Raw genomic sequence first — 26,290 nt, forward strand, 5'->3', positions numbered from 1 at the left:
CCGGCCCTTCTGCCGGGAGGCGCGGTTCGGCTCCGCCACGCGCCCCCGGTCCCTCAGACCCCGGCCATCAGGCCGATGAAGGAAAGAAGAGAAACACATGGCTGAGAACACCCCCACTGCCGCCCTCTCCGCGGTCGGCGTGAGCATCTGGCTCGACGACCTGTCCCGCGAGCTCCTCGAGACCGGTGCGCTCACCGACCTCATCGCGCAGAAGAACGTCGTCGGCGTGACCACCAACCCGACGATCTTCGCGTCGGCCCTGGCCAAGGGCGAGCGCTACGACGCCCAGGTCAAGGAGCTGGCCGCTGCCGGCACCGACGTGACCGAGGCGATCTTCGAGATCACCACGCAGGACGTCGCCAACGCGTCCGACGTCTTCAAGCCGATCTACGACGAGACCAAGGGCTTCGACGGCCGCGTCTCGATCGAGGTCGAGCCGGGTCTCGCGCACGAGACCGCCAAGACCATCGAGCAGGCCAAGTTCCTGTTCGAGAAGGTCGGCAAGGAGAACGTCCTCATCAAGATCCCGGCAACGGTCGAGGGCCTCGAGGCCATCACCGAGGTCATCGGCGCGGGCATCTCGGTGAATGTCACCCTGATCTTCTCGCTCGAGCGCTACCGCGCCGTCATCGACGCCTACCTCGGTGGGCTCGAGAAGGCCAAGGCCGCCGGCCACGACCTGTCGAAGATCCACTCGGTCGCCTCGTTCTTCGTGTCGCGCGTCGACTCCGAGATCGACAAGCGCCTGGACGCCGTCGGCACCGACGAGGCCAAGGCCCTGAAGTCGAAGGCCGGCATCGCCAACGCGCAGCTCGCCTACCAGGTCTGGACCGAGGCGTTCGCCTCCGAGCGCGCCCTCGGCCTGCTCGAGGCCGGTGCGAACACGCAGCGTCCGCTCTGGGCCTCGACCGGCGTCAAGGACCTGTCGCTGCCCGACACGCTCTACGTGACCGAGCTCGCCGCACCGAACACCGTGAACACGATGCCGGGCAAGACGCTCGACGCCACGTTCGACCACGGTGAGATCCACGGCGACGCCATCGCCGGCACCTTCGACGCCGCGCAGCAGGTCCTCGACCAGCTCGCCGCGCAGGGCATCGACTACGACGACGTCGTGGCGCTGCTCGAGAAGGAGGGCGTGGACAAGTTCAACGTCTCGTGGGGCGAGCTCGTCGACACCGTGAAGACCGCGCTCGAGGGCGCCAAGTAGTGACGGTTTCCATCGCTGCCAGCGGCGATGCCGCGCGGGCCATCGACTCGGTGGTCCCGCGGCTCGTCGCTGACCTGGTGGCCTCGGGCATCACCGCCCAGGACCCCGAGCTGTGGGGACCGGACGCCGAGGCCGAGGCGTCCAAGCGCCTCGGCTGGGTGGAGGCCGTCTCGGTCTCCCGCCCGCTCGTCGCCCAGATCACCGCGCTGCGCGAGTCGCTCCGTGCCGAAGGGGTCGACCACGTCGTCCTCGCCGGCATGGGCGGCTCGTCGCTCGCGCCGGAGGTCATCACGCGCACCGCTGGCGTCCCGCTGACGGTGCTCGACTCGACCGACCCCGCGCAGGTCCGCGCCGCCGTCACGACGGACCTCGAGCGCACCGTGCTCGTCGTCTCGTCGAAGTCCGGCTCCACGCTCGAGACCGACTCCCAGCGCCGCGTCTACGAGCAGGCGTTCCGCGACGCGGGCATCGACCCCACCGGCCGCATCGTCGTCGTCACCGACCCGGGCTCCGCGCTCGAGGCCGCCGCGATCGACGCCGGCTACCGGGTCTTCACCGCCGACCCGACCGTCGGCGGCCGCTACTCGGCCCTCACCGCGTTCGGGCTGGTGCCCTCCGGTCTCGCCGGAGCGGACATCGCCGAGCTGCTGGACGAGGCCGACGCCATCTCCGCGCTGCTGTCGGTCGACCTCGACGAGAACCCCGGGCTCGTGCTCGGTGCGGTCCTCGCCGGCACCGACCCGCTGCGCTCCACGATCGCGATCGTGCCGGACGGCACCCACATCGTCGGGTTCGGCGACTGGGCGGAGCAGCTGATCGCGGAGTCGACCGGCAAGAGCGGACGTGGCCTGCTGCCCGTCGTGCTGCACGCCGACTCCCCCGAGGTCTCCGCAGCCCTGCCGGACGTCCAGGTCATCCGCCTGGTCGGTTCGCGCGAGGACGAGCGCCACGTCGCCGAGGGCGAGGTCGAGATCACCGGGACCCTCGGTGGTCAGATCCTCGTCTGGGAGTACGCCGTCGCCGTCGCCGGGCGGCTGCTCGGCATCGACCCGTTCGACCAGCCCGACGTCGAGGCCGCCAAGGTCGCGACCCGTGCGCTGCTCGACGACCGTCCCGCGCCTGCGGACCCCGCGTTCACCGAGGACGGCATCGCCGTCTCCGCGACGCCCGGACTGCCGGTCGGGACGACGCTCGCAGAAGCCGTGACGGGCCTTCTGTCCGAACTGGACGCCACCGGCTACGTGGCGGTGCAGGCGTACGTCGACCGCACCACGAACCGTGACCTCGAGTCGCTCCGCGACGCCCTGGCGGCGCGCACGCGTCGGCCGGTCAGCTTCGGGTACGGCCCACGGTTCCTGCACTCGACCGGGCAGTACCACAAGGGCGGACCCGCCACGGGAGTGTTCCTGCAGATCGTGGCGGACGAACCGGACGACCTGGCGATCCCGGGCCGGCCGTTCACGTTCGGCCAGCTCCTCCAGGCCCAGGCAGCCGGTGACGCGAGTGTCCTCGCGCAGCACGGCCGCCCGGTCCTCACCCTCACGACGTCGGACGTGCGCGCCGCCACCGCGGCCATCGCCTCCGCCGTCTCCCACTGACTCGTAAGGAGTTCACCGACTCATGTCACCGGTGGCAATCACCCCGGAGCACAACCCGCTCCGGCTGCCGACGGATCGTCGACTGAACCGGATCGCGGGACCGAGCACGCTCATCATCTTCGGCGTGACGGGCGACCTGTCACGCAAGAAGCTGATGCCGGCGGTCTACGACCTGGCCAACCGGGGGCTCCTGCCCCCGGGTTCGCGCTCGTCGGCTTCGCCCGTCGCGACTGGGAGGACCAAGACTTCTCCCAGCTCGTGCACGACGCCGTCAAGGAGCACTCCCGCACCCCGTTCGACGAGGACGTCTGGCGTCAGCTCGAACAGGGCATCCGCTTCGTCCAGGGCTCGTTCGACGACCCGGAGGCGTTCCTGCAGCTCAAGCAGACCGTCGACGACCTGGACGCCGAGCGCGGGACGCTGGGCAACCACGCGTTCTACCTGTCCATCCCGCCGAAGATGTTCCCGGTGGTGACCGAGCAGCTGAAGCTGTCCGGCCTCACCGCGAAGCGGAGGGCTCGTGGAGCCGCGTGGTCGTCGAGAAGCCGTTCGGCTCCGACCTCCGCACCGCGCGCGAGCTGAACGCCATCGTCGAGAGCGTCTTCGCGCCCGACGACGTGTTCCGCATCGACCACTACCTCGGCAAGGAGACCGTCCAGAACCTGCTGACGCTCCGGTTCGCGAACCAGATGTACGAACCCATCTGGAACTCGAACTACGTCGACCACGTGCAGATCACGATGGCCGAGGACATCGGCGTCGCCGGACGTGCCGCGTACTACGACGGCATCGGCGCTGCGCGCGACGTCATCCAGAACCACCTGCTGCAGCTCCTCGCGCTCACCGCGATGGAGGAGCCCGTCTCGTTCAAGGCCGCCGACCTGCGTGCCGAGAAGGAGAAGGTGCTGTCCGCCGTGCGGCTGCCCGAGGACCTGTCGACCGCCACGGCGCGCGGACAGTACGCCGGCGGCTGGCAGGGCGGCGAGAAGGTGCTCGGGTTCCTCGACGAGGCCGGGATGAACCCCGAGTCCGGCACCGAGACGTACGCGGCGATCAAGCTCGACATCGCGACCCGTCGCTGGCAGGGCGTCCCGTTCTACCTGCGCGCCGGCAAGCGGCTCGGCCGTCGTGTGACCGAGATCGCGATCGTCTTCAAGCGCGTCCCCGAGGACGTCTACGGCAACTCGCAGTCCCCGCTCGGTCAGAACGCGCTCGTCATCCGCGTCCAGCCGGACGAGGGCGTCACGCTCCGGTTCGGCTCGAAGGTCCCCGGCGTCGGCACCCAGGTGCGCGACGTGACGATGGACTTCGGCTACGGCCACGCGTTCACCGAGGCGTCCCCCGAGGCGTACGAGCGACTCATCCTCGACGTGCTCCTCGGTGACCCGCCGCTGTTCCCGCGGCACCAGGAGGTCGAGCTGTCCTGGAAGATCCTCGACCCGATCGAGGAGTTCTGGGCCACGCAGGGCCAGCCCGAGCAGTACCGTCCCGGCACGTGGGGTCCGGCGTCCGCCGATGCCCTGCTCGCCCGCGACGGCCGGACCTGGAGGCGTCCATGAAGATCGACCTGCCGAACACCACGGTCTCGAAGATCCAGAAGAAGCTCGTCCACATCCGCGAAGAGGGCGGCGCCGTCGCCCTCGGTCGTGTCCTGACGCTGATCATCTCGACGGCCCTCGGCCACGAGGAAGAAGCGATCGAGGCCGCGAACGAGGCGTCCCGCGAGCACCCGATGCGCGTGATCATCGTGTCGAAGAACGACGGCGACACGAAGTCGCCCGGCCGTCTCGACGCGCAGATCCGCGTCGGCAGCGACGCGGGCGCCAGCGAGGTCATCGTCCTCCGCGCCTACGGCGAGACCGCGACCGACGAGGAGAGCCTGGTCACGGGCCTGCTCCTGCCGGACGCCCCGGTCGTGGCCTGGTGGCCGCAGACCGCGCCGTCGCAGCCGTCGGCCTCGGCACTGGGCCGCATCGCCCAGCGCCGGATCACCGACGCCGCCGCGCAGAGGGACCCGAACGGCGCGATCGAGGCGCTCGGTGCCTCGTACGTGCCGGGCGACACCGACTTCGCGTGGACCCGACTGACCCTGTGGCGGAACCAGCTCGCCGCGGCGCTCGACCAGCCGCCGTACGAGCCGATCACCGGCGTCGAGGTGACGGGCGCGTCGGACAGCCCGTCGACGATCCTGCTCGCCGCGTGGCTGCAGCTCCAGCTCGAGGTGCCGGTGACGGTCACCACGTCGCCGCGCGCGACCGGCTCGAGCGGCATCCACGGCGTCAAGCTCGTGCGCGAGTCGGGCACCATCGACCTCGAGCGTTCCCTGGTGGACGTCGCGACGCTCTCGATGCCCGGTCAGCCCACGCACGACCTGTCGCTGCCACGCCGCAACCTGCGTGACTGCCTGGCCGAGGAACTCCGTAGACTCGACCCGGACGTCCTCTTCGGAGACGTCGTCAAGCACGGGGTTCCCCAGCTGCGCGAGACCATCGCCCGCTGAGCACCCCACAACGGTCGGGTCGTCTGTCTGGTGCAGGCGGCCCGACCGGACCGAAGGCGGTCGTACGACCGGTCGGCCGCCACGAACACGGGAGTCACGTGACCAACGAACGGCGGGTGCTCGTGCACCCGGACAAGCAGGCCCTCGGCGCTTCGGTCGCCGCACGCTTCATCACCAAGATCATCGACGTGCTCGACGAGCAGGAGCGTGCCGACATCGCGATCAGCGGTGGCTCGGTGTCGTCCCTCGTCCTCGCCGCGATCGGCCAGTCGCCGGCGCGCGAGAGCGTCGACTGGTCGAAGGTCCACGTCTGGTGGGTCGACGAGCGCTGGGTGCCGGCCGGTGACGCCGACCGCAACACCACGGGGACGCAGACCGACTTCTTCGACCACGTCGACATCCCGGAGTCGAACATCCACCCGATGCCCGCGTCCGACGCCGGCATCGACATCGAAGCGGCCGCGCTGCAGTACGAGCGCGAGCTGCAGGACGCCGCGTACGAGGGTGCCGTCGCTCCGCGCTTCGACATCACGCTGCTCGGTGTCGGCCCCGACGGGCACACCGCGTCGCTCTTCCCCGAGTTCCCGCAGCTCACGGTCACCGACCGCGCCGTCGTGTCGGTCGACGACTCCCCAAGCCGCCGCCGCAGCGTCTGACGGTCACCTACCCGGTGATCAACGCCTCGCAGCGCGTCTGGGTCATCCTGTCCGGTGCCGAGAAGGCCTCGGTCCTCGGGCTCGCCCTGGCGGGCGCCTCCGTCGAGGACGTCCCCGTCGGTGGCGTCCAGGGTCGCAAGCGCACCGTCTTCTTCGTGGACCAGGACGCCGCGCGCGACGTCCCCGAGAACCTCATCGCGTCGACGTACTAGACGCGCGTCCTGCCTGACGGGAGGCCCGGTGCCAGCTGGCACCGGGCCTCCCGTCCGTCGTGCCGTCGCGGCCCTGCCCCCGAGGTTCCGAAATCTCGGCATCTCGGCGCTCGCACCGGCCGGCCGTGGAACCTCGGCGGAACGCACGCGGCATGTCGTGGAACCTCGGCGACGCCCACACGCTGCTGCACCGCCAGCCCGTCGAGCTGCCCCGTGCCGCGGTGGCCGCCCGGGCCGCCGACTTCCCCAGGTTCCGAGATTTCGGCATCTCGGCGCTCGTACCGGATGGCCGTGGAACCTCGACGCAACGCACGCGGCATGTCGTGGAACCTCGGCGGGACACAATCGCCGAGTGGAGCCCAAGAGCCCCCGCGACGCACGAAGGCCCCCACACCATCACGGTGCGGGGGCCTTCGTCAGTGTGTGGGCGCTACGCCTTCTTGGCCGCGGTACCGCGACGCTCGCGGAGCTGCTGGAGCGCGTCCTCGAGGAGCTGCGCTGCCTCTTCCTCGGTGCGACGCTCCTTCACGTACGCGAGGTGCGTCTTGTAGGGCTCCGTCTTGGAGACCACGGGAGGGTTCTCCTTGTCGCGCCCGGCGGGGAGCCCGCTCGACGGCGAATCGACCGTCTCCGGGATCTCTTCGTCCGGGAGGTTCGCGGCGAAGTACCGCACGACCTCGTTGCCGAGGGCGTCCCAGTACGAGATCGCCACACGCTCGGCCTGGACCCCACGGTCCTGTTCGCCCATCGGTCCGGCGCCGACGCGGGACCCTCGGATTGCACTGCCTCCGCTAGCCATGGATCAGACCCCCGCCGTGAACTTGTTGATGAGACCGAGCACGATGATGGAGACGATCCAGACCAGACCGAGGATCACCGTGATGCGGTTGAGGTTGCGCTCGGCGACGCCGGACGCCCCGAGGTTGCTCGTCACGCCGCCACCGAACATGTCGGAGAGGCCGCCACCGCGGCCCTTGTGCAGGAGGATGAGGAGCGTGAGCAGGAGGCTCGTGATTGCGAGCAGGACCTGCAGCACGACGGAGAGTATCGCCACGACGTACCTTTCGTGTCAGTCAGCCGTACCAGTGTACCGGCCGCGCGAGGCACGGCCGGTACACGGACGGGAGTGGTGCGGACTACAGCCCGACGCCAGCAGGTGTGGCTACAGCCCGACGTGCTGGCGGAACCGGGCGATCGCCGCGAACTCCTGCACGTCGAGGGATGCGCCGCCGACGAGGGCGCCGTCGATGTCGGGCTCACGGAGGAACCCGGCGATGTTGCCGGACTTGACCGAACCGCCGTACAGGACGCGCGTGTCGGCAGCAGCCTGGTCGCCCCAGGCAGCAGCGATGCCGCGACGGATCGCGGCGCACTCGTCCTGCGCCTGCTCGGCCGTGGCTGCCTGGCCGGAACCGATCGCCCAGACGGGCTCGTAGGCGACGACGATGTCGGACGGCTGCACGGCGTCGAGCACGACACGGAGCTGCTCGACCGGCACGACGCCGGCGCCGCGCTGTTCGCGCTGCTCACCGGTCTCGCCGACGCAGACGACCGGCACGAGGCCGTGCTTGACGGCCGCGGCGGTCTTGGCCGCGACGACCTCGTCGGTCTCACCGTGCAGCGTGCGCCGCTCGGAGTGTCCGACGATGACGTACTGCGCGTCGAGCGCCGACAGGAACGCGCCGGAGACGTCGCCGGTGTACGCGCCGGAGTCGTACTGCGACAGGTCCTGCGCACCGAAGTGGATCGGCAGCTTGTCGGCCGAGATGAGCGTCTGCACGCTCCGCAGGTCGGTGAAGGGCGGGAACACCGCGACCTCGACGTCGTCGAAGTCGTGGCGGGCGTCCTTCAGGGTCCACGCGAGCTTCTGGACCGTGGCGATGGCCTGGAGGTGGTCCAGGTTCATCTTCCAGTTACCCGCAATGAGCGGCGTGCGGGTCATGCGGACCACCCCAGTGCTTCGAGACCGGGAAGCGACTTGCCCTCGAGGAACTCGAGGCTCGCACCGCCACCGGTCGAGATGTGCCCGAACTGGTCGTCCGAGAAGCCGAGCGAGCGGACCGCAGCGGCGGAGTCGCCACCGCCGACCACGCCGAGGCCGTCGACCTCGGTCAGGGCCTTGGCGACGGTCTTCGTGCCGGCGGCGAAGGCCGGGAACTCGAACACGCCCATCGGACCGTTCCAGAACACCGTCTTCGAACCGGACACCGCCGATGCGAACCGTGCCGCTGTCTCCGGGCCGATGTCGAGGCCGATGCCATCGGTGCCGAACGACGACGACTCGATCGCGTCGGCCGCCACCGTCTCGTGCGCCGCGTCGGCGGAGAACCCGGAGGCCACCACGACGTCGGTCGGCAGGTCGATCGTCACGCCGAGTTCCTTCGCCCGCGAGAGGTACTCGCGGACGACGTCGAGCTGGTCGGCTTCGAGCAGCGACTTCGCCACCCCGTGGCCCTGGGCCGCGAGGAAGGTGAAGAGCATGCCGCCGCCGATGCACAGCGTGTCGACCTTGGGCAGGATGTGGTCGATGACGCCGAGCTTGTCGCTGACCTTCGAGCCACCGAGCACGACCGTGTACGGCCGTTCCGGCGAGGTGGTCAGGCGCTCGAGCACCCGCAGTTCGGTCTCGATGAGCGAACCGGCTGCGCTGGGCAGCGCGGACGCGAGCTCGTAGACCGAGGCCTGCTTGCGGTGCACGACACCGAAGCCGTCGGAGACGAAGGCGTCACCGAGTGCCGCGATGCGGTCCGCGAACGCGGAGCGCGCGGCAGCGTCCTTCGAGGTCTCCTCCGGGTTGAACCGGAGGTTCTCGAGCAGCAGGACGTCACCGTCCTCGAGGGCCTCGGCGGCCGCGGTCGCCTCGTCGCCGACGGTCTCGCCGACGAACGTGACCTCTTTGCCGAGCAGCTCGGAGAGCCGCTGGCCGACCGGCGCGAGCGAGAACTCCGGCTTGGGTTCCCCGTCGGGGCGGCCCAGGTGGGAGATCACGATGACGCGCGCGCCGGCGGTGATGAGGGTGTTGAGGGTCGTCAGGGACGCCCGCACGCGGCCGTCGTCCGTGATCGTGCCGTCCTTGAGCGGGACGTTCAGGTCACAACGGACGACGACTCGCTTGCCGGCGAGGTCGCCGAGGTCCTCGAGGGTGCGGAGGGCCATGTGTTACAGACGCTCGCCGACGTACTCGGTCAGGTCGACGAGACGGTTCGAGTAGCCCCACTCGTTGTCGTACCACGAGGTGATCTTCACGAGACCGCCGATGACCTTGGTCAGGCCGGAGTCGTAGATCGAGGAGTGCGGGTCCGTCGTGATGTCGGTCGACACCAGCGGGTCCTCGCTGTAGAGCAGGATGCCCTTGAGCGGGCCCTCTGCAGCTTCCTTGTACGCGGCGTTGATCTCGTCGACGGTGACCTCGGACTTGGTCTCGAGGGTGAGGTCGGTGATCGAGCCGGTCGGCACCGGGACGCGGAGCGCGAAGCCGTCGAGCTTGCCGGCGAGCTCCGGCATGACCTGGCCGATGGCCTTGGCGGCACCGGTCGAGGTCGGGACGATGTTCAGCGCGGCCGCACGGGCACGACGAGGGTCCTTGTGCGGGCCGTCCTGCAGGTTCTGGTCGGCGGTGTAGGCGTGGATCGTGGTCATGAGACCACGCTCGATGCCGAACTTGTCGTTGAACACCTTTGCGAGCGGCGCGAGGCTGTTCGTGGTGCACGACGCGTTCGAGATGATGTTGTGGTTCGCCGGGTCGTACTGGTCCTCGTTCACGCCGAGGACGATGGTGACGTCGTCACCGGTGGCCGGGGCGGAGATGATGACCTTCTTGGCGCCAGCGTCGATGTGCTTCTGCGCATCGGCGGCCTTGGTGAAGAAGCCGGTCGACTCGATGACGATGTCGACGCCCAGCTCGCCCCAGGGGAGGTTGGCGGGGTCGCGCTCCGCGAGGACCTTGATGGCCTTGCCGTCGACGACGATGTTGTCGCCGTCGAGCTCGACGGAGACGCCGAGACGACCCGTGATGGAGTCGAACTTCAGCAGGTTCGCCAGAGCGGCGTTGTCGGTGAGGTCGTTCACCGCCACGATCTCGAGGTCGGAGCCCTTCGCGAGGGCGGCCCGGAAGAAGTTGCGGCCGATACGGCCGAAGCCGTTGATACCGATCTTGACGGTCAATGGATCTCCTGGTGGGTGTGGAGCGCCCGAGGGGCGCTGCTTTCGGAGGCGCTGGCCCTGTCGGGCCCGCGTGTGGTGGACGATACGCCCCGTAACGTCGCCGTAACGACCCTAGCAGTCGGACCCTGCCAGACCGTGCCGGATGACGGTCCGTCCGGACGGTCCCGCACGGTGTCCTGACGGACGTCGGTGCGGCCCGCGAAGTCGACCACAGAACGGACGGGAGGCGCGGTGCCAGCTGGCACCGCGCCTCCCGTCATGCAGGTCGGACGACCCGTCTCAGACGCCCTCGAGCTCCTCGGGGACGCTCGCTTCCGTCCCGGGGATGCCGAGGTCGGACGCGCGCTTGTCGGCCATGGCGAGAAGTCGGCGGATGCGACCGGCGATGGCGTCCTTCGTCATGGGCGGGTCGGCGTGCTGGCCGAGCTCGTCGAGCGACGCGTCGCGGTGCTGCAGGCGCAGCGCGCCGGCGTACTGCAGGTGGTCGGGGACCTCGTCGCCGAGGATCTCGAGCGCGCGCTCGACGCGGGCGCAGGCGGCGACGGCGGCCTGCGCCGAGCGGCGGAGGTTCGCGTCGTCGAAGTTGACGAGGCGGTTCGCGGTCGCACGGACCTCGCGACGCTGCCGCATCTCCTCCCAGTCGGCGGTGGTGCGGGCGGCACCCATCACCGTGAGCATCTGGCCGATGGCCTCGCCGTCGCGGATGACGACGCGGTGGACGCCACGGACCTCACGGCCCTTCGCGGCGACCCCGAGACGCGACGCGGCACCGACGAGGGCCATGGCGGCCTCGTTGCCGGGGCACGTGACCTCGAGCGCTGCGGCCCGGCCCGGGTCGGTCAGGGTGCCGGAGGCGAGGAACGCACCGCGCCAGATCGCGGCGAGGTCCTCGCGGTTGCCCGTGGTGAGCCGGTTCGGCAGCCCGCGGACGGGGCGGCGACGGGCGTCCATCAGACCGGTCTGGCGTGCGAGGGTCTCCCCCGCCTCGAGCACGCGGACCAGGTAGCGGGTGCCACGACGGGACGACGCGGACGAGCCGACCGACGCCTCGCTGCGGACGCCGTACAGCTCGGCGAGGTCCTTGCGGACCCGGTGCACGATGATCCGGGTGTCGAGCTCCACCTCGACCGCGATGCGGCCCGAGATGACGTGCAGGCCACCCGCGAACCGGAGGATCGTGGCCAGTTCGGCGGCGCGGACCGTGTTGCGGTTCACGGCGACCCTGGCCAGTTCGTCCTTGACCTCGGCAGTCAACGGCACAGCATCATTCCTAACGTTCATCTGGTGGTCCCGCGATTCCGGCGGCACGTGCGTGGGGAGCGGCCGGAGGGACGGTCACTCCCGGCCGAGATCTCGGTTCTTCACACGCACGGCGACGCCAGGCATCCCGCGGAGGAGGTTCGCCAACTCGGCGACGATGGCGACCGAGCGGTGCTTCCCGCCGGTACAGCCGATGGCGATCGTAGCGTGTCTTTTGTTCTCGCGCTGGTACCCCTCGAGCACCGGCTCGAGCACGGAGACGTACCGGTCGACGAACGGACGGGCTCCGGCCTGGGCCAGGACGTAGTCCGAGACGGGCTGGTCGAGGCCCGTGTGGGCCCGGAGTTCCGGGACCCAGTAGGGGTTCGGCAGGAACCGGACGTCGGCCACCATGTCGGCGTCGGCGGGCAGTCCGTACTTGAACCCGAAGCTCATGAGCGTCACCTGAACACCCACGAAGTGATCGTCGGCGAACTGCTCGGTGACGGTGTTCGCGAGCTGGTGGATGTTGAGGTCCGAGGTGTCGATCACCATGTCGGATGCCTCGCGCAGACCGGCCAACCGGGTCCGCTCGCGCGCGATGCCGTCGAGCAGGGTGTCCTCGCCCTGCAGCGGGTGGGGTCGTCGGACCTGCTCGAAGCGCCGCACCAGGACGGCGTCGGTGGCTTCGAGGAACAGCACCCGGACCCGTGCGGACGTGGTCGACCGCACCTGCTCGACCGCGTGCTCCGGGTCCGTGAAGAACCGTCCGCCGCGGACGTCGACGACCGTGGCGATCTTCGGGATCTTCTCGCCGGCGCGGTCAGCCAGTTCGGTGAGTGGTGCCAGCATCTGCGTCGGCAGGTTGTCGACGACGTACCAGCCGAGGTCTTCGAGGGCCTTGCCGACCGTCGAACGCCCGGCCCCGGACATGCCGGTGACGATGAGGATGTCGTGCTGCGACGCGTGCGCGGTCGCTGTGGCGCTGTCGGTCATCTGGGAGTGGGCTCCGTCGTGGCGGCCCGGGCGCGTCGCCCGGGGAGGTCTCGGCTGCGGGACCAGGGTATCGCCCGACAGGTGTCGGGAGGCACGGGATGCGTCACGTGGGCAGCTGCGGACCGTCGCGGGTCACGTCGGGGACCCGCACCGGGCTCCCGACGAGCGGCGCAGCATCCGCGGGGTCCGCCGGCTCCGGGGTTGCCGTCGGTCCCGTCTCGGCGTCCGGCGCGCTCGTCGGGCTGGCCGCACTGGTGGCCGGCGCGCTCGTCGGGGTCTGCTGCAGCTTCGTGACCACCGCCGCAGCGGTCGCCGGACCGACACCGTTCACCTCGCTGATCTCGTCGGCCGTGGCCTCGCGCAGCCGTGCCACGGACCCGAAGTGCTTGAGCAGCGCGTTCACCCGCGACGGCCCGAGCCCGGGGATCTCCGACAGCCGGGACCGCACGTCGCGCTTGCGGCGGGTGCGCTGGTGCGTGATCGCGAACCGGTGCGCCTCGTCGCGGATGCGCTGGATGAGGAAGAGCGCCTCGGAGTTGCGCGGCATGATCACCGGGAAGTCGTCGTCGGGCAGCCAGAGCTCCTCGAGTCGCTTCGCGATGCCGACCAGCGCGATGTCCTGCACCCCGGCTTCGTCCAGCGCGCGCTTGGCGGCCTGCACCTGCGGTTGTCCACCGTCGACGATGAGCAGTTGCGGGCGGTAGGCGAACCGCTTCGAGGGCTTGGAGCCCTCGACCACCTCGGCGCTCGTCACGTCGGGGACGTCCGGCAGGTCAGCGTCCTCGTCGAGGCGCGCCAGACGCCGCGTCAGCACCTGGTACATGCTGTCGGTGTCGTCGGTGGTCTCCGCGATCGTGTAGCGGCGGTACTGGTCCTTGCGGGGCAGGCCGTCCTCGAACACCACCATCGACGCCACGACGTTCGTGCCCTGCAGGTGCGAGATGTCGTAGCACTCCATGCGGAGCGGGGCCTCGGTCATGCCGAGGGCGTCCTGGATGTCGGCGAGGGCCGCGGAGCGCGTCGTGTAGTCGGCGGACCGCTTCGTCTTGTAGAGCATCAGCGCCTGGGCGGCGTTCTGGGCGGCCGTGCGGGCCAGGCCCGCCCGGTCACCGCGTTGCGCCGTGCTGAGCTTCGTGCCGCGGCCACCCCGTCGTTCGCTGAGCCACTGCTGCAGCGCGTCGGCGTCCTCGGGCAGGGTCGGCACCACGACCTCGCGCGGGGGTTCCTCGGCGACGGCGGCCGGCGTGAGCTCGTTGTCGGCGTAGACGCCCTGCACGATCTGCTCGACCAGGTCACCGGTCGAGATGTCGAGCTCCTTGTCGACGACCCACCCGCGGACACCGCGGATGCGCCCGCCACGGACCGAGAACAGCTGGACGGCGGCGGCGAGTTCGTCCTCGGCGATGCCGAACAGGTCGAGGTCCACCGAGTCGCGGAGCACCACGGCGGACTTCTCGAGCACGGACTCGAGCGCCTCGACCTGGTCGCGGAACTTCGCCGCCTGTTCGTACTGCATGGCGTCGGCCGAGGCGCCCATGCGCTGGCGCAGCTCCGTGATCACCCGGCGGTCGTAGCTGTTCATGAACCGCACGAACTCCTCGACGAGCGCACGGTGCTCCTCGACGGTGACGCGCTGCGAGCAGGGACCGCCGCACTTGCCGATCTGCCCGGGGAAGCAGGGCTTGCCCGTCTGCATCGCGCGCTTGTACGACGAGTCCGAGCAGGTGCGGATCGGGAACACCTTGATCATCAGGTCGATGGTGTCGTGCACCGCCCAGATCTTCGGGTACGGCCCGAAGTACTTCGCACCCTTGATCTTCCGGTTCCGCGTGACCATCACCCGTGGGGCTTCGTCCGCCATGGTGATCGCCATGTACGGGTACGACTTGTCGTCACGGAACTTGACGTTGAACGGCGGGTCGAACTCCTTGATCCAGGTGTACTCGAGCTGCAGTGCCTCGATCTCGGAGCCGACCGTCGTCCACTCGACGCTGCGGGCCGTCAGCACCATGCGCCGGGTGCGTTCGTGCAGCGTCGGCAGCGGTGCGAAGTAGTTGCTCAGCCGGGCGCGGAGGTTCTTCGCCTTGCCGACGTAGAGCACCCGGCCGGCCTCGTCACGCCAGCGGTAGACGCCCGGGTCGGTCGGGATCTCCCCGCCTTCGGGCGCCACGGAACGGTGTCCGCCACCTACCGTGCACCCGCCTTCTGCTTGGTCGACTTTCCCGGTCGGCTCGCCGTGCGGGCCTCCACCGCCTGCTGCTTGCCGACCCGGGCGTCCTGTGCGTCGAAGATCTCGCGCAGGAAGACGCCCGTGAAGCTCTCCGGCACGTCGGCCACGTGCTCCGGGGTGCCGGTGGCGAGCACCGTACCGCCGCCGGCGCCACCCTCTGGGCCCATGTCGATGACCCAGTCGGCCGACTTGATCACGTCGAGGTTGTGCTCGATCGTGATGACGGTGTTGCCCTTGTCGACCAGGCTCTGCAGCACGATGAGCAGCTTGCGGACGTCCTCGAAGTGCAGACCCGTCGTCGGCTCGTCGAGCACGTAGACGGTCCGGCCGTTCGAACGGCGCTGCAGCTCGGTGGCGAGCTTCACGCGCTGCGCCTCGCCACCGGAGAGCGTGGTCGCGCTCTGGCCGAGACGGACGTACCCGAGGCCCACGTCGACGAGCGTCGCCATGTACCGGTGGATCGCCGAGATCGGCTCGAAGAACTCGGCCGCCTCGCTGATCGGCATGTCCAGGACCTCGGAGATGCTCTTGCCCTTGTAGTGGACCTGGAGCGTCTCGCGGTTGTAGCGCGCGCCGCCGCAGACCTCGCACGCGACGTAGACGTCGGGCAGGAAGTTCATCTCGATCTTGATCGTGCCGTCGCCGGAGCAGTTCTCGCACCGGCCGCCCTTGACGTTGAAGCTGAACCGACCGGGCTGGTAGCCACGGGTCTTCGCCTCGGGTGTCTCGGCGAACAGCTGACGGATCCGGTCGAACACGCCCGTGTAGGTCGCCGGGTTCGACCGCGGCGTGCGGCCGATCGGGGCCTGGTCGACGTGCACGACCTTGTCCAGCTGGTCGAGACCCTTGACGCGGGTGTGCTTGCCGGCGATGTGCCGCGCACCGTTGAGCTGGTTCGCGAGCACCTTGTACAGGATGTCGTTGACCAGGGTGGACTTGCCCGACCCGCTCACGCCGGTGACGGCGGTGAACACCCCGAGCGGGAAGTCGGCGTCGATCGTCTTCAGGTTGTTCGCCCGTGCGCCCTGCACGCTGATGGTGCGCTTCAGGTTGACCTTGCGACGCTCGGCGGGGACCTCGATCGCACGACGGCCGGCGAGGTAGTCCCCCGTCACCGACTCGCGGTTCGCGATGATGCCCTCGTACGAGCCCGAGTGCACGACGTTGCCGCCGTTGACACCGGCCCCGGGGCCGATGTCGACGACCCAGTCGGCCGTGCGGATGGTGTCCTCGTCGTGCTCGACGACGATCAGCGTGTTGCCGAGGTCCTTGAGCTTGACCAGGGTGTCGATGAGGCGGCGGTTGTCCCGCTGGTGCAGCCCGATGCTCGGCTCGTCGAGCACGTACAGCACGCCGGTCAGGCCGGAGCCGATCTGCGTCGCGAGACGGATGCGCTGTGCTTCGCCACCGGAGAGCCCGCCGGCACCGCGCGCCAGGGTCAGGTAGTTCAGGCCGACCTCGAGCAGGAACTCGAGGCGCGCCCGGATCTCGCGCAGCACCGCCGCGGCGATGTGCGCTTCGCGGTCGGTGAGCGTCAGGGTGTCCATGAACGCGTACGCGTTGTCGAGGGACATGTCGGTGACGTCGGCGATGCTGCGGCCGTCGACCGTGACCGCCAGGACCTCGGGCTTGAGGCGTGTTCCCTCGCACACCGGGCACGGGACCTCGCGCAGGTAGCCCTGGAAGCGCTGGCGCTGCGAGTCCGACTCGGCCTCGGCGAACTTGCGCTCGATGTAGGGCATGACGCCCTCGAACCCGCTGGTGTAGCGCATCTCGCGGCCGAACCGGTTGCGCCAGGACACCGACACCTGGAAGTCCTTGCCCGTCAGGATCGCGGCCTGCACCGAGGCATCCAGCTGGCTCCACGGGGTGTCGAGCGTGAACCCGAGGTCCTTGCCGAGGCCGGCGAGGAGCTTCTCGAAGTACGAGTACAGCCCGCTCGCTCCGGTCCAGGGCAGCAGGACGCCGTCACGCAGCGAGGCGTCGGGGTCGCCGAGCACCAGGTCCGGGTCCACCGACATGCGCGTGCCGAGCCCGGAGCACTCCGGGCAGGCGCCGAACGGCGCGTTGAACGAGAACGTGCGGGGCTCGATCTCGGTCAGCGCGAGCGGGTGGTTGTTCGGGCACGACAGGTTCTCGGAGTAGGTGCGCACCGCACCGGGGCCGTCGTGGTCGACCAGGTCGATGCCGACCGTGCCACCGGTCAAGCGCAGTGCCGTCTCGAGCGAGTCGGTGAGCCGACCGAGGATGTCCTCGTTCGACACCAGACGGTCGACGATCACCGAGATGTCGTGCTTGACCTGCTTCTTGAGCTTCGGCGGGTCGCTGAGCTGGATGCGCTCACCGTCGACGATCGCGCGGGCGTAGCCGGACGCCGCGAGTTCCTGGAAGAGGTCGACGAACTCGCCCTTCTTCTTGGAGATGACCGGGGCGAGCACCTGGAAGCGCGTGCCGGACTCGAACTCCATGAGCTGGTCGGCGATCTGCTGCACGGTCTGCTTGCTGATGACCTCGCCACACGTCGGGCAGTGCGGCACCCCGATGCGCGCCCAGAGCAGACGCATGTAGTCGTAGACCTCGGTGATCGTGCCCACCGTCGACCGCGGATTGCGGTTCGTCGACTTCTGGTCGATCGACACCGCGGGCGAGAGCCCTTCGATGAAGTCGACGTCGGGCCGGTCGACCTGGCCGAGGAACTGCCTGGCGTAGGCGGACAAGGACTCGACGTAGCGTCGCTGTCCCTCGGCGAAGATCGTGTCGAAGGCCAGTGACGACTTGCCGGATCCGGACAGGCCGGTGAACACCACGAGGGAGTCACGGGGGATCTCGAGGTCGACGTTCCGGAGGTTGTGCACCCGGGCCCCGCGGACGCTGAGCGTCGAGGAGCCGGTCGGGACGGTCACGCCGGGGAGGTGGGGGTCGGTCGGCTCGCCGAAGGCGTTCCGGCCCGAGGTCGCGGTGCCGCGGTCAGAGGTGATTGTCATCGCCGTCGATTGTACGAAAGGGGTCCGACATCCGCCCGCGAGTCGGTGTCAGACGAGTGCGTCGAGAGCGAACGCGACCCCGGAACGACGCTCGCTTGCCGTCCAGAGCCGAGCGGCGGCGGTCCGGTCGTGTGCGCGCGGCTCGGCACGGACCACGGTTGCAGGTCCGCGCAGCTGCATCCACCCGGCCGGGCCCCAGTACTCCCCGATCGCACGTCCGCGGCGACCGCAGCGTGCACGAGGGGCTCGGCACCGGCGTCCTTGCCCTGGGCGTACAGCCGCTGCGCCGGCCGGGTCCACGCGGGCTCCGGGCGCGACGGTGCGACGTCCGGGCGCTCCGGCGAGAGCGCGTCGAGCGACAGCCCGGGGTGCGCGACCACGCTGGCGACGGACGAGCCCGCATCCGCCAACCGCTGGGCGAGTTCGAAGCCGAACAGCATCACCGCGAGCTTGCTGCGGCCGTACTGCCGGTAACTGGAGTAGTGGCCGACGCGGAACGGGTCGCCTGTGGCGAGACGGGCCCACCGGTGCGCGATCGACCCGAGGTGCACGACGCGGCCGCTGCACCGTTCGAGCAGCGGCATCGTCAGCGCCGTCCAGGCGAAGTGCCCCAGGTGGTTCGTGCCGATCTGCAGCTCGGTGCCCTGTGCGGTGGTGCTCGGGGTCGAGGCCCCGACGACACCGGCGTTGTTCACGATCGCGTCGACGCCGTCCGGTTCGAGGGCCGCGAGCTCGTCGGCGGCGGCACGGACGGAGTCGAGGTCGGCGAGGTCGAGGTGCACGTGCGCCAACGAGGCTCCGTCCACGTGCCGGCGGATGCTCCGTTCTGCCGCTGCGGCCCGACCGCGGTCGCGGGTAGCGAGCACGACCCGGTGCCCCGACGCGGCGAGCTGCTCGGCCGCGTGGTACCCGAGGCCCGCGCTCGCCCCGGTGACGACGACCGTGCGGCGACCGTCAGCTGACATGCCCGGCCGACTCCATCTGCCGCAGCGCCTTCTTCAGGTCCTGCACCTCGTCGCGGAGTCGCGCGGCGAGTTCGAACTTCAGCTCCGCCGCCGCCTGGAGCATCTGGTCGTTGAGGTCGCCGATCGTCGCCTCGAGCTGGGTCGCACCCTCGCCCGCGATGCCGCCGCGCTTCAGGTTGGGCGTGGGCGAGCGGCGACCGTCGGCGCCGGGACGACCCTGCAGCAGCGCCTTGGTGTCGTCGTTCTCGCGCTGCAGCACCTCGGTGATGTCGGCGATCTTCTTGCGGAGCGGCTGCGGGTCGATGCCGCGCTCCAGGTTGTACGCGACCTGCTTCTCGCGACGACGATCGGTCTCCTCGATCGCGGTCTTCATCGAGTCGGTCATCTTGTCGGCGTACATGAGCACCTGGCCCGACACGTTGCGGGCCGCACGACCGATCGTCTGGATGAGCGACGTGGACGACCGCAGGAAGCCTTCCTTGTCGGCGTCGAGGATGGCCACCAGGGACACCTCGGGCAGGTCGAGGCCTTCTCGCAGCAGGTTGATGCCGACGAGCACGTCGTAGACGCCCTGCCGCAGTTCGGTCAGCAGTTCGACGCGCTTCAGGGTGTCGACGTCGGAGTGCAGGTACCGCACCCGCACACCGGCGTTGCCGAGGAAGTCAGTCAGTTCTTCCGCCATGCGCTTCGTCAGGGTCGTGACGAGCACGCGCTCGTCCTTGTCGACGCGCTGCTTGATCTCCTCGAGCAGGTCGTCGATCTGGCCGTCGCTCGGCTTCACCACGATCTCGGGGTCGACCAGGCCGGTCGGGCGGATGATCTGCTCGACGACGCTGTCCGTGATGCCGAGCTCGTACCGACCGGGCGTCGCCGACAGGAAGACCTTCTGCCCGACGCGGTCGAGGAACTCCTCGAACCGCAGCGGACGGTTGTCGAGCGCGCTCGGCAGCCGGAACCCGTGGTCGACCAGGGTGCGCTTGCGCGAGGCGTCGCCTTCGTACATCGCGCCGATCTGCGGCACGGTGACGTGCGACTCGTCGATGACGATGAGGAAGTCGTCGGGGAAGTAGTCGATGAGGCAGTGCGGCGCCTCGCCCGCGACGCGGCCGTCCATGTGCCGCGAGTAGTTCTCGATGCCCGAGCAGAAGCCGATCTGCTCCATCATCTCGATGTCGAACGTGGTGCGCATGCGGAGCCGCTGGGCCTCGAGCAGCTTGCCCTGTCCCTCGAGCTCGGCCAGGCGCTCGGCGAGCTCCGCCTTGATGTCGACGATGGCGCGGTGCATGACGTCGGTGTCGGCGACGTAGTGCGACGCCGGGAAGATCGAGACGGCGGGCAGGTCGTTGATCACGTTGCCGGTCAGCGGGTGCAGGGAGGAGAGCGCTTCGACCTCGTCGCCGAACATCTCGATCCGGATGGCGTGCTCTTCGTACATCGGGATGATCTCGATGGTGTCGCCGCGCACGCGGAAGGTACCGCGGGCGAAGTCGACGTCGTTGCGCTGGTACTGCATCGAGACGAACTTGCGCACGAGCTGGTCGCGCGAGATCGTCTGCCCGACGTGCAGTGCCACCGAGGCGTTCATGTACTGCTCGGGTGTGCCGAGACCGTAGATGCAGGACACCGTCGACACCACGACGACGTCGCGCCGGCTGAGCAGCGAGTTGGTCGTCGAGTGCCGGAGCCGCTCGACCTCGGCGTTGACCGAGGAGTCCTTCTCGATGAAGGTGTCCGTCTGCGGGACGTACGCCTCGGGCTGGTAGTAGTCGTAGTACGACACGAAGTACTCGACCGCGTTGTTCGGCATCAGACTGCGGAACTCGTTCGCCAACTGCGCGGCGAGGGTCTTGTTGTGCGCGAGCACGAGCGTCGGCCGCTGCACCTGCTCGATGAGCCACGCGGTCGTCGCCGACTTGCCCGTACCGGTCGCACCGAGCAGCACGACGTCGGTCTCACCGGCGTTGATGCGCCCGGCGAGCTCGGCGATGGCCGCTGGCTGGTCGCCACTCGGCGTGTACTCGCTGATGACCTCGAACGGACGTACCGCTCGGGTCGGTTCGATCGCAACACCCATGCCCTCAACGGTAGTCGGCACCCCTGACACCGGCGCCCCTGCTCGCCCTCGGCGTATCGTCCTCGCCAAGCAGCCTCCAAGTCCGCTGATAACCAGCGGGCATAGCGTCCGGTCCGTTCAGCAACCCGATCGCTCCGCACGTCCCCGACGAGCCAGCACGAGCCACACCCGAAGAGGCCCCATGACGACGGCGACCCCCGCCGCACCGACGAAGGGCACCCCGTTCCGCGGTCGCATCCGCGGACGAGTGCTCCTCCTGCTCTGCTGCATGTACGCGATCTCGTACATCGACCGGACGAACATCTCGACGGCGCTGCCGCACATCACCGAGGAGTTCGGCTTCAACGAGGCCACCGCGGGCCTGATCGTGTCCGCGTTCTCGCTGCCGTACGCGCTGCTGCAGGTCTTCGGCGGCACGATCAGCGAGAAGTTCGGACCGCGCAAGGCCCTCTTCGTCATCACCGTGGTGTGGGGCGTCGCGACACTGTGGACCGGCTTCGCCGTCGGCTTCTGGACCCTGTTCGCGGCCCGGGCGCTCCTCGGGCTCAGCGAGGCCGCGGCGTTCCCGACCGCGACCCAGGCCATGACCCGCTGGATCCCCCGCGACCGCAACGGCTTCGCGCAGGGCGTCGTGCACTCCGCGGCCCGGCTCGGCAACGCGTTGGCCCCGCTGCTCGTCGCCTGGGTGATCGGCTCGACGGGCAGCTGGCGGTGGGCGTTCTTCGCCACGGCGGTCCTGTCCTTCGCCTGGGGCATCGTCTGGTTCGTCTGGTTCCGCGACAAGCCCGAGTCCACGAAGGGCATCACGCAGGTCGAGATCGACGAGCTCCCACCCGTCGAGACGCGTGCGACGCGTCCGCCGGTGCCGTGGCGGCAGATGGCGCGGCAGATCCTGCCGGTGACCTTCGTCGACTTCGGCTACGGCTGGACCCTCTGGGTGTTCCTCACGTGGCTGCCGACGTTCCTCAGCTCGACCTACGGGCTCGAGATCGGCGACTTCGCGCTCTTCACCACGCTCATCCTGCTCGCCGGCGTCGTCGGGGACACGGTCGGCGGCATGCTCAGCGACCGGATCATCCACCGCGGCGGCAACACCCGGAACGCCCGACGGACCGTCCTGGTGATCGGACTCGGCGGGTCGCTCGTCTGCCTCATCCCGCTCGTCATCGGGCAGGGCCTGCTCGTCGCGACGATCTCGCTCGCGCTGTCGTTCTTCTTCCTGGAGCTCTGCAACGCGAACCTCTGGGCGATCCCGATGGACGTCGCCCCGCAGTGGTCCGGCACCGCGTCCGGCTTCATGAACACCGGCTTCGGCATCGCCGGCGTGGTCTCCCCGATCGTCTTCGGGCTGCTCATCGACGCGTCCGGCTGGCAGCTGCCGTTCGCCCTGTCGTGCGTGCTGCTCGGCGCCGCGGCGGTCGTCGCGTGGTTCATGAAGCCGCAGCGGCTCACGTCGACGAACGGCGTCCTCGAGGTCGGCACCCCCGCCGCCGAGCAGCGCGCCCTGACCCGCGACGCGCACTGTCAGCGGCACGCCGTGCCGAATCGGGCGTACCTGGTCGGGAGGAACGACCAGGTACGCCCGATTCCGCTGTCCGCAACCGGACCCACGGGACGTGCGCGGGGCCTGGTGGTCCCCGGCCGGCGGACGGGAGGCCCGGGTCCAGGCCGACCCGCGCCTCCCGTCCGCCGCGCAGCGCGTCCACCGCCGCGCAGCGCGTCCACCGCCGCGCAGCGTGTCCACCGCCGCGCACAGCAGCAGGAACGGGCGTCCCTGGTCGGGTGAACCGACCAGGGACGCCCGGAAGGCGCGGGTCAGCGCTGCGGGCCGCGGGCCCGACGCTGGGCGCGGGACGCGAGCGACGGCCGGCCGGTGAGCGGCACGCTCAGCGGGGTCCACCGGAACGCCTCGGTGACCGCCACCGACAGCACCACCACGAGCAGGTACGTGACGAGCGTCAGCCACGGCCGCGGCAACACGGCCTCGAGCCAGCTGTCGCCGTACAGCAGGATCCAGATGAGGAACGGGTGGCTCAGGAAGATCCCGAACGACCGGTCCGAGGCGTAGTCGACGAAGCGCGCGACCGGGCTGCCGGGACGCCGACGATCCGCCCAGCGCGCACCGATCGCCAGGAAGCCGACGAAGACCGCGGTGCTCCACACGGCCTCGATCGGTTGCAGCGGAGTCCCGGCGGCGTAGAGCGACTGGCCGAGGGCGACCTGGAGTGCCCAGACGCCGAGCGTCAGCGCGCCGACGCCGGCGAACGCCCAGAGCACGGCCCGGCGGTGCACCCGGATGAACCGGAGGAACGCGTCGGCGTGGTCGGCGGCGATCGCCCCGGAGACGATGAAGAACACGTACGAGAAGAAGAACTGCTTCTGGTAGCCGTGCAGCCAGGCGTCGCTCGCCGGGAAGTACTTGTACCCGGCGAAGACGACGAGCTGCACCACCAGCGCCACGACGAGCGTCGTGACGTGGTGCCCGCGGGTCTTCCGGACCAGCCACACGATGACCGGCAGCAGCAGGTACACCTGCATGGTCACGAGCAGGAAGTACAGGTGGTACCAGGACGAGCCGGTGACGATGCCCTCGGCGAGCGTGCGCACCAGGTCGGGCACGTCGCCCCGACGGGTGCTGCTGAGGAGCCAGCTCGAGCCGACGTACACGAACGACCACGCCAGGTACGGCACACCGACGAGCAGGAACCGCTTCGGCCAGAACTGCGCCATCGGCCGCGGTCGCAGCGTGTAGCTGTAGACGAGCACGAAGGCCGTCAGCGAGAAGAAGACGAGCCGGGTGAAGTGCAGCAGGGCGAGCAGCGCGTTCAGGCCGACGTCGTCGGACGCGGCCGTGTGGCTCGTGGTGTGCACGCCGATGACGCAGGCGAAGGTCAGGATCCGGAGGACGTCGACCTCGTACAGGTGGCGCGGCTTGCCCGCCGCGGTGCGGGTCGGGGTCTGGGCCTGCGGCCGCGGCTGGGCCTGCGGCCGGGCCTGCGGCTGCGGCTGGGCCTGTGGCTGCGGCTGGGCGCCGGTCACGACGGCTGCGCCATCGTCCGCACCTTCGCCCGCTGCACCTTGCCGGTGGGCGCGCGCGGCAGGTCGGGGACCACGATGATCTCGACGGGGCGGCGGAAGCGGGTCAGGTGGGCCACGGCGCGCGCGGTCAGGTCGGCGACGAGCGCAGCGGCGTCCGCTTCGTCGGCTGCGTCCTGCTGCAGGATCACGTACGCCACCGGCACGGCCCCGAGCACGTCGTCCGGCCGCCCGACCACCACGGCTTCGAGCACCCGGGGATCGCCGAGCAGGACGTCCTCGACCTCGGAGGGGTAGACCTTCTCGCCGCCACGGTTGATGACGTCGTCGGAGCGTCCCGCGAGCGAGACCCAGCCGTCCGAAGCGACGGACCCCACATCGCCGGTGCTCAGCCAGCCGTCGGCGTCGAAGCGGTCGGATGCGCGCCCGATCAGGTAGCGCCCGACGATCCCCGGTCCGCGCACCCACAGTGCACCGACCTCGTCGGCGGGCAGGGCAGCACCGTCCTCGTCGCGTGCCTGCACCTCGGACCCGACGGGCACGCCGACGGTCCCCGGGCGAGCAGGCGCGTCCAACGGTGTCGCGGTGATCTGCGACGCACCTTCGGTCATCCCCCAGCTCACGACGAGCGGGACGTCTCCGAGTGCCGTCCGCACCGGGTCCGGCAGCGGTGCCGAAGCACTCCGGACGAACCGGAGGCCCTCCGGGAAGTCCAGTGGCCCGGTCTTCGCGAGCACGGCGAGGATCGCCGGCACCGCGTTCAGCCAGGTGATGCGCCGCTCGGCGAGCAGTTCCCAGAACCCGGTCCGCCGGAAGCGCACGTCGAGCACGAGCGTCGCCCCGGCGACGAGCGTCGCCAGCAGGCCGACGACCTCGGCGTTGACGTGGAACAACGGCAGCGAGTTGAACCCGCGGTCGCGGCCGGTCAACCCGTTGTGCCGCGCGACCGCCCGCGCGACGAACAGCAGTTGCGACTCCGGCAGCTCGACGCCCTTCGGAGCGCCGGTCGACCCGGAGGTGAAGAGCACCACGGAGCCCTCGCCCGGTGCGTCCGGACTCTGCGTGGGCACGTCACCGTCACGGACGGCGGCCGGGAGGAACGTGGCCGCGTCGATCCCGCTGGCGGGCACCCCGGGGACGGTCCCGTCCACGGCGCGGTCCGACACCACGATCGAGGCCCCGCCGATCAGGTCGGCGAGACGGGCCGGCTCGGTCGCCGGTTGTCCGGTGTCGACCGGGACGGCACGGCGCCCGGTCGCCACGGCGGTCAGGTGCACCACGGCGAACGCGATGGGGTCGCCGACGTCGACGAGGACGGCTCCGGAGGCGGGCACGCCGATCGCGTCGAACGTCGCGGACCAGGCGGTCACGGCGTCCTCGAGTGCTCGGTAGGTCAGGACGCGCGCGGAACGGGCGTCCTCCAGGTAGGGGCGCTCGGGGCTCTCCGCCGCGCGGTCGCGGATGAGCGAGCGCAGGTCGGGTTCTCCGTCGACGGGCTGCACCAGCAGAGGCTATTGCGCGACCCTATGAGCCGTCAGAGGGGAACCGGTGCAGCATCCACTGCCAGAGCGCGGTCATCCGGGGGTCCCCGTCCGGTCCGAGCGGCGTGGAGTCCTTGATGATGAACGAGTGCGCCTTCCCCCGGCCCCGGACGTCGGTCAGGATCGCGTGCGGGTCCGCGCCGGCTGGCGGTGGATCGGTGTCCGTCCGGAAGGGGCCGTCGACGCCGTCGAGCCCGAGGACCCGCCACGACCCGGTGATCCGCGGGCCGAAGGCGTCGCGGACGTCGTCGACGGCGTACATCCGGGCGACGGGGTCTTGCCGGGACGGTTCATCCAGGCCGCGTGCGACGGACCGCGTGACTCGACGGGCGACGAGAACATCAGCGCGCCGCGCACGGACCGGATGTGCGCGATGTACGCCGCCTCGCCGCCGCCCTGGGAGTGTCCGGCCACGACGATGTCCTGCCAGGCGATGTCGTCGTCGCCCTTCACGAAGCGGCCCCACCCGCCGTCGGGGTCGTGGTCGTCGAGGTAGGCCACCGCGTCACGGAAGCGCGACACGATCGACCCGGCGGGCGTCACCGAACTGAACTCGGACTGGCGGGTGCCGTCGAACCGGTTGCGCTGCACCATGCCGTAGCAGCGGGCGTCGGCCTCGCACGTGCCGGACAGGGTGCGTCCGAGGTTCCAGTAGTCCAGCCCGAGCACGTGGTAGCCGTCGGCGAGGGCCTGTCCGAGGAACCGCTGGTACTCCGCCGGCCGCGACCGCGTCGCGGGCAGGAACAGCAGCAGGGGGCCGCCGGCCGAGGTGCGGGCGGCGAAGTCGTCGCGGTTCGGGGTGAGCCGTTCGCCGCCCACGGTGCCGAGCCGGAACCGGTGGAACTCCCCTCGGGTCCGCGCTCGTCGCCCGATGGCGGCGCGGCG

Annotated in this window: 18 protein-coding genes and 2 pseudogenes; 6 read left to right on the forward strand and 14 right to left on the reverse strand. The window is 70.2% G+C overall.

Annotated elements, in window-relative coordinates; all coding sequences use genetic code 11:
• Positions 1-97: 97 nt before the first annotated feature.
• The 5 genes and pseudogenes from tal (at position 98) to pgl (ending at position 6,176) form a co-directional block, all read left to right on the forward strand.
• Positions 98-1,210, forward strand: a complete 1,113-nt coding sequence (gene tal / locus ACZZ0J_RS03325; RefSeq protein ID WP_463434835.1) for a transaldolase — start codon at positions 98-100, stop codon at positions 1,208-1,210.
• The gene (locus tag ACZZ0J_RS03330; protein WP_463434837.1) at positions 1,210-2,808 is read left to right on the forward strand and encodes a glucose-6-phosphate isomerase; all 1,599 of its coding nucleotides are present in this window, start codon (positions 1,210-1,212) and stop codon (positions 2,806-2,808) included. The genes tal and ACZZ0J_RS03330 overlap by 1 nt, the downstream gene beginning before the upstream one ends.
• 22 nt (positions 2,809-2,830) lie before the next feature.
• A pseudogene (gene zwf, locus ACZZ0J_RS03335) lies at positions 2,831-4,367 on the forward strand (glucose-6-phosphate dehydrogenase).
• Positions 4,364-5,308 (forward strand): glucose-6-phosphate dehydrogenase assembly protein OpcA, encoded by a 945-nt coding sequence (locus ACZZ0J_RS03340; RefSeq protein WP_463434839.1) that lies wholly within the window; start codon positions 4,364-4,366, stop codon positions 5,306-5,308. The pseudogene zwf and the gene ACZZ0J_RS03340 overlap by 4 nt, the downstream one beginning before the upstream one ends.
• Positions 5,309-5,430: 122 nt before the next feature.
• Positions 5,431-6,176, forward strand: a pseudogene (gene pgl, locus ACZZ0J_RS03345) (6-phosphogluconolactonase).
• Positions 6,177-6,606: 430 nt separating this feature from the next.
• On the opposite strand, the gene ACZZ0J_RS03350 reads toward pgl, so the two are convergent.
• The 11 genes from ACZZ0J_RS03350 to uvrB all read right to left on the reverse strand — a co-directional run bounded on the left by ACZZ0J_RS03350 (position 6,607) and on the right by uvrB (position 20,816).
• Entirely contained in the window at positions 6,607-6,975 is a 369-nt protein-coding gene (locus tag ACZZ0J_RS03350; protein ID WP_027465686.1) for an RNA polymerase-binding protein RbpA, read from the reverse strand.
• 3 nt (positions 6,976-6,978) lie between these two features.
• The gene (gene secG / locus ACZZ0J_RS03355; RefSeq protein ID WP_017887256.1) at positions 6,979-7,230 is read right to left on the reverse strand and encodes a preprotein translocase subunit SecG; all 252 of its coding nucleotides are present in this window, start codon (positions 7,228-7,230) and stop codon (positions 6,979-6,981) included.
• Positions 7,231-7,338: 108 nt separating this feature from the next.
• Complete coding sequence (tpiA, locus tag ACZZ0J_RS03360) at positions 7,339-8,118, reverse strand: triose-phosphate isomerase (protein WP_111084168.1); 780 nt, start codon at positions 8,116-8,118, stop codon at positions 7,339-7,341.
• Entirely contained in the window at positions 8,115-9,332 is a 1,218-nt protein-coding gene (locus ACZZ0J_RS03365; protein ID WP_194647813.1) for a phosphoglycerate kinase, read from the reverse strand. The genes tpiA and ACZZ0J_RS03365 overlap by 4 nt, the downstream gene beginning before the upstream one ends.
• Positions 9,333-9,335: 3 nt before the next feature.
• The gene (gap, locus tag ACZZ0J_RS03370; protein ID WP_111083958.1) at positions 9,336-10,340 is read right to left on the reverse strand and encodes a type I glyceraldehyde-3-phosphate dehydrogenase; all 1,005 of its coding nucleotides are present in this window, start codon (positions 10,338-10,340) and stop codon (positions 9,336-9,338) included.
• 279 nt (positions 10,341-10,619) lie between these two features.
• Entirely contained in the window at positions 10,620-11,600 is a 981-nt protein-coding gene (gene whiA / locus ACZZ0J_RS03375; RefSeq protein ID WP_111083957.1) for a DNA-binding protein WhiA, read from the reverse strand.
• A gap of 75 nt (positions 11,601-11,675) precedes the next feature.
• Positions 11,676-12,575 (reverse strand): RNase adapter RapZ, encoded by a 900-nt coding sequence (rapZ, locus tag ACZZ0J_RS03380; protein WP_111083956.1) that lies wholly within the window; start codon positions 12,573-12,575, stop codon positions 11,676-11,678.
• Between the two features lie 103 nt (positions 12,576-12,678).
• Positions 12,679-14,745: an excinuclease ABC subunit UvrC gene (gene uvrC / locus ACZZ0J_RS03385; RefSeq protein WP_463434847.1), complete on the reverse strand. Its 2,067-nt coding sequence runs from the start codon at positions 14,743-14,745 to the stop codon at positions 12,679-12,681.
• A gap of 17 nt (positions 14,746-14,762) precedes the next feature.
• Positions 14,763-17,789: an excinuclease ABC subunit UvrA gene (gene uvrA, locus ACZZ0J_RS03390; RefSeq protein WP_228505224.1), complete on the reverse strand. Its 3,027-nt coding sequence runs from the start codon at positions 17,787-17,789 to the stop codon at positions 14,763-14,765.
• Positions 17,786-18,754: an SDR family NAD(P)-dependent oxidoreductase gene (locus tag ACZZ0J_RS03395; RefSeq protein WP_463434851.1), complete on the reverse strand. Its 969-nt coding sequence runs from the start codon at positions 18,752-18,754 to the stop codon at positions 17,786-17,788. Before ACZZ0J_RS03395 ends, uvrA begins: the two co-directional genes overlap by 4 nt.
• On the reverse strand, positions 18,744-20,816 hold the full coding sequence (gene uvrB / locus ACZZ0J_RS03400; protein ID WP_111084166.1) for an excinuclease ABC subunit UvrB: 2,073 nt from the start codon (positions 20,814-20,816) through the stop codon (positions 18,744-18,746). The genes ACZZ0J_RS03395 and uvrB overlap by 11 nt, the downstream gene beginning before the upstream one ends.
• A 193-nt stretch (positions 20,817-21,009) precedes the next feature.
• Between uvrB and ACZZ0J_RS03405 the strand changes: the two genes are divergently transcribed.
• On the forward strand, positions 21,010-22,614 hold the full coding sequence (locus ACZZ0J_RS03405; protein ID WP_463434853.1) for an MFS transporter: 1,605 nt from the start codon (positions 21,010-21,012) through the stop codon (positions 22,612-22,614).
• A 29-nt stretch (positions 22,615-22,643) separates the two neighbouring features.
• Here ACZZ0J_RS03405 and ACZZ0J_RS03410 read toward each other — a convergent pair whose 3' ends face one another.
• The 3 genes from ACZZ0J_RS03410 to ACZZ0J_RS03420 all read right to left on the reverse strand — a co-directional run bounded on the left by ACZZ0J_RS03410 (position 22,644) and on the right by ACZZ0J_RS03420 (position 26,224).
• The gene (locus tag ACZZ0J_RS03410) at positions 22,644-23,867 is read right to left on the reverse strand and encodes an acyltransferase (RefSeq protein WP_463434855.1); all 1,224 of its coding nucleotides are present in this window, start codon (positions 23,865-23,867) and stop codon (positions 22,644-22,646) included.
• Positions 23,864-25,366 carry a class I adenylate-forming enzyme family protein gene (locus tag ACZZ0J_RS03415; protein ID WP_463434857.1) on the reverse strand — a complete coding sequence of 501 codons (1,503 nt, stop codon included), beginning with the start codon at positions 25,364-25,366 and terminating at the stop codon, positions 23,864-23,866. The genes ACZZ0J_RS03410 and ACZZ0J_RS03415 overlap by 4 nt, the downstream gene beginning before the upstream one ends.
• 156 nt (positions 25,367-25,522) lie before the next feature.
• Positions 25,523-26,224, reverse strand: a complete 702-nt coding sequence (locus ACZZ0J_RS03420) for a BPSS1187 family protein (RefSeq protein WP_463434859.1) — start codon at positions 26,222-26,224, stop codon at positions 25,523-25,525.
• Between the last annotated feature and the right edge of the window lie 66 nt (positions 26,225-26,290).

This window comes from Curtobacterium sp. AC272 (genome assembly GCF_979258155.1).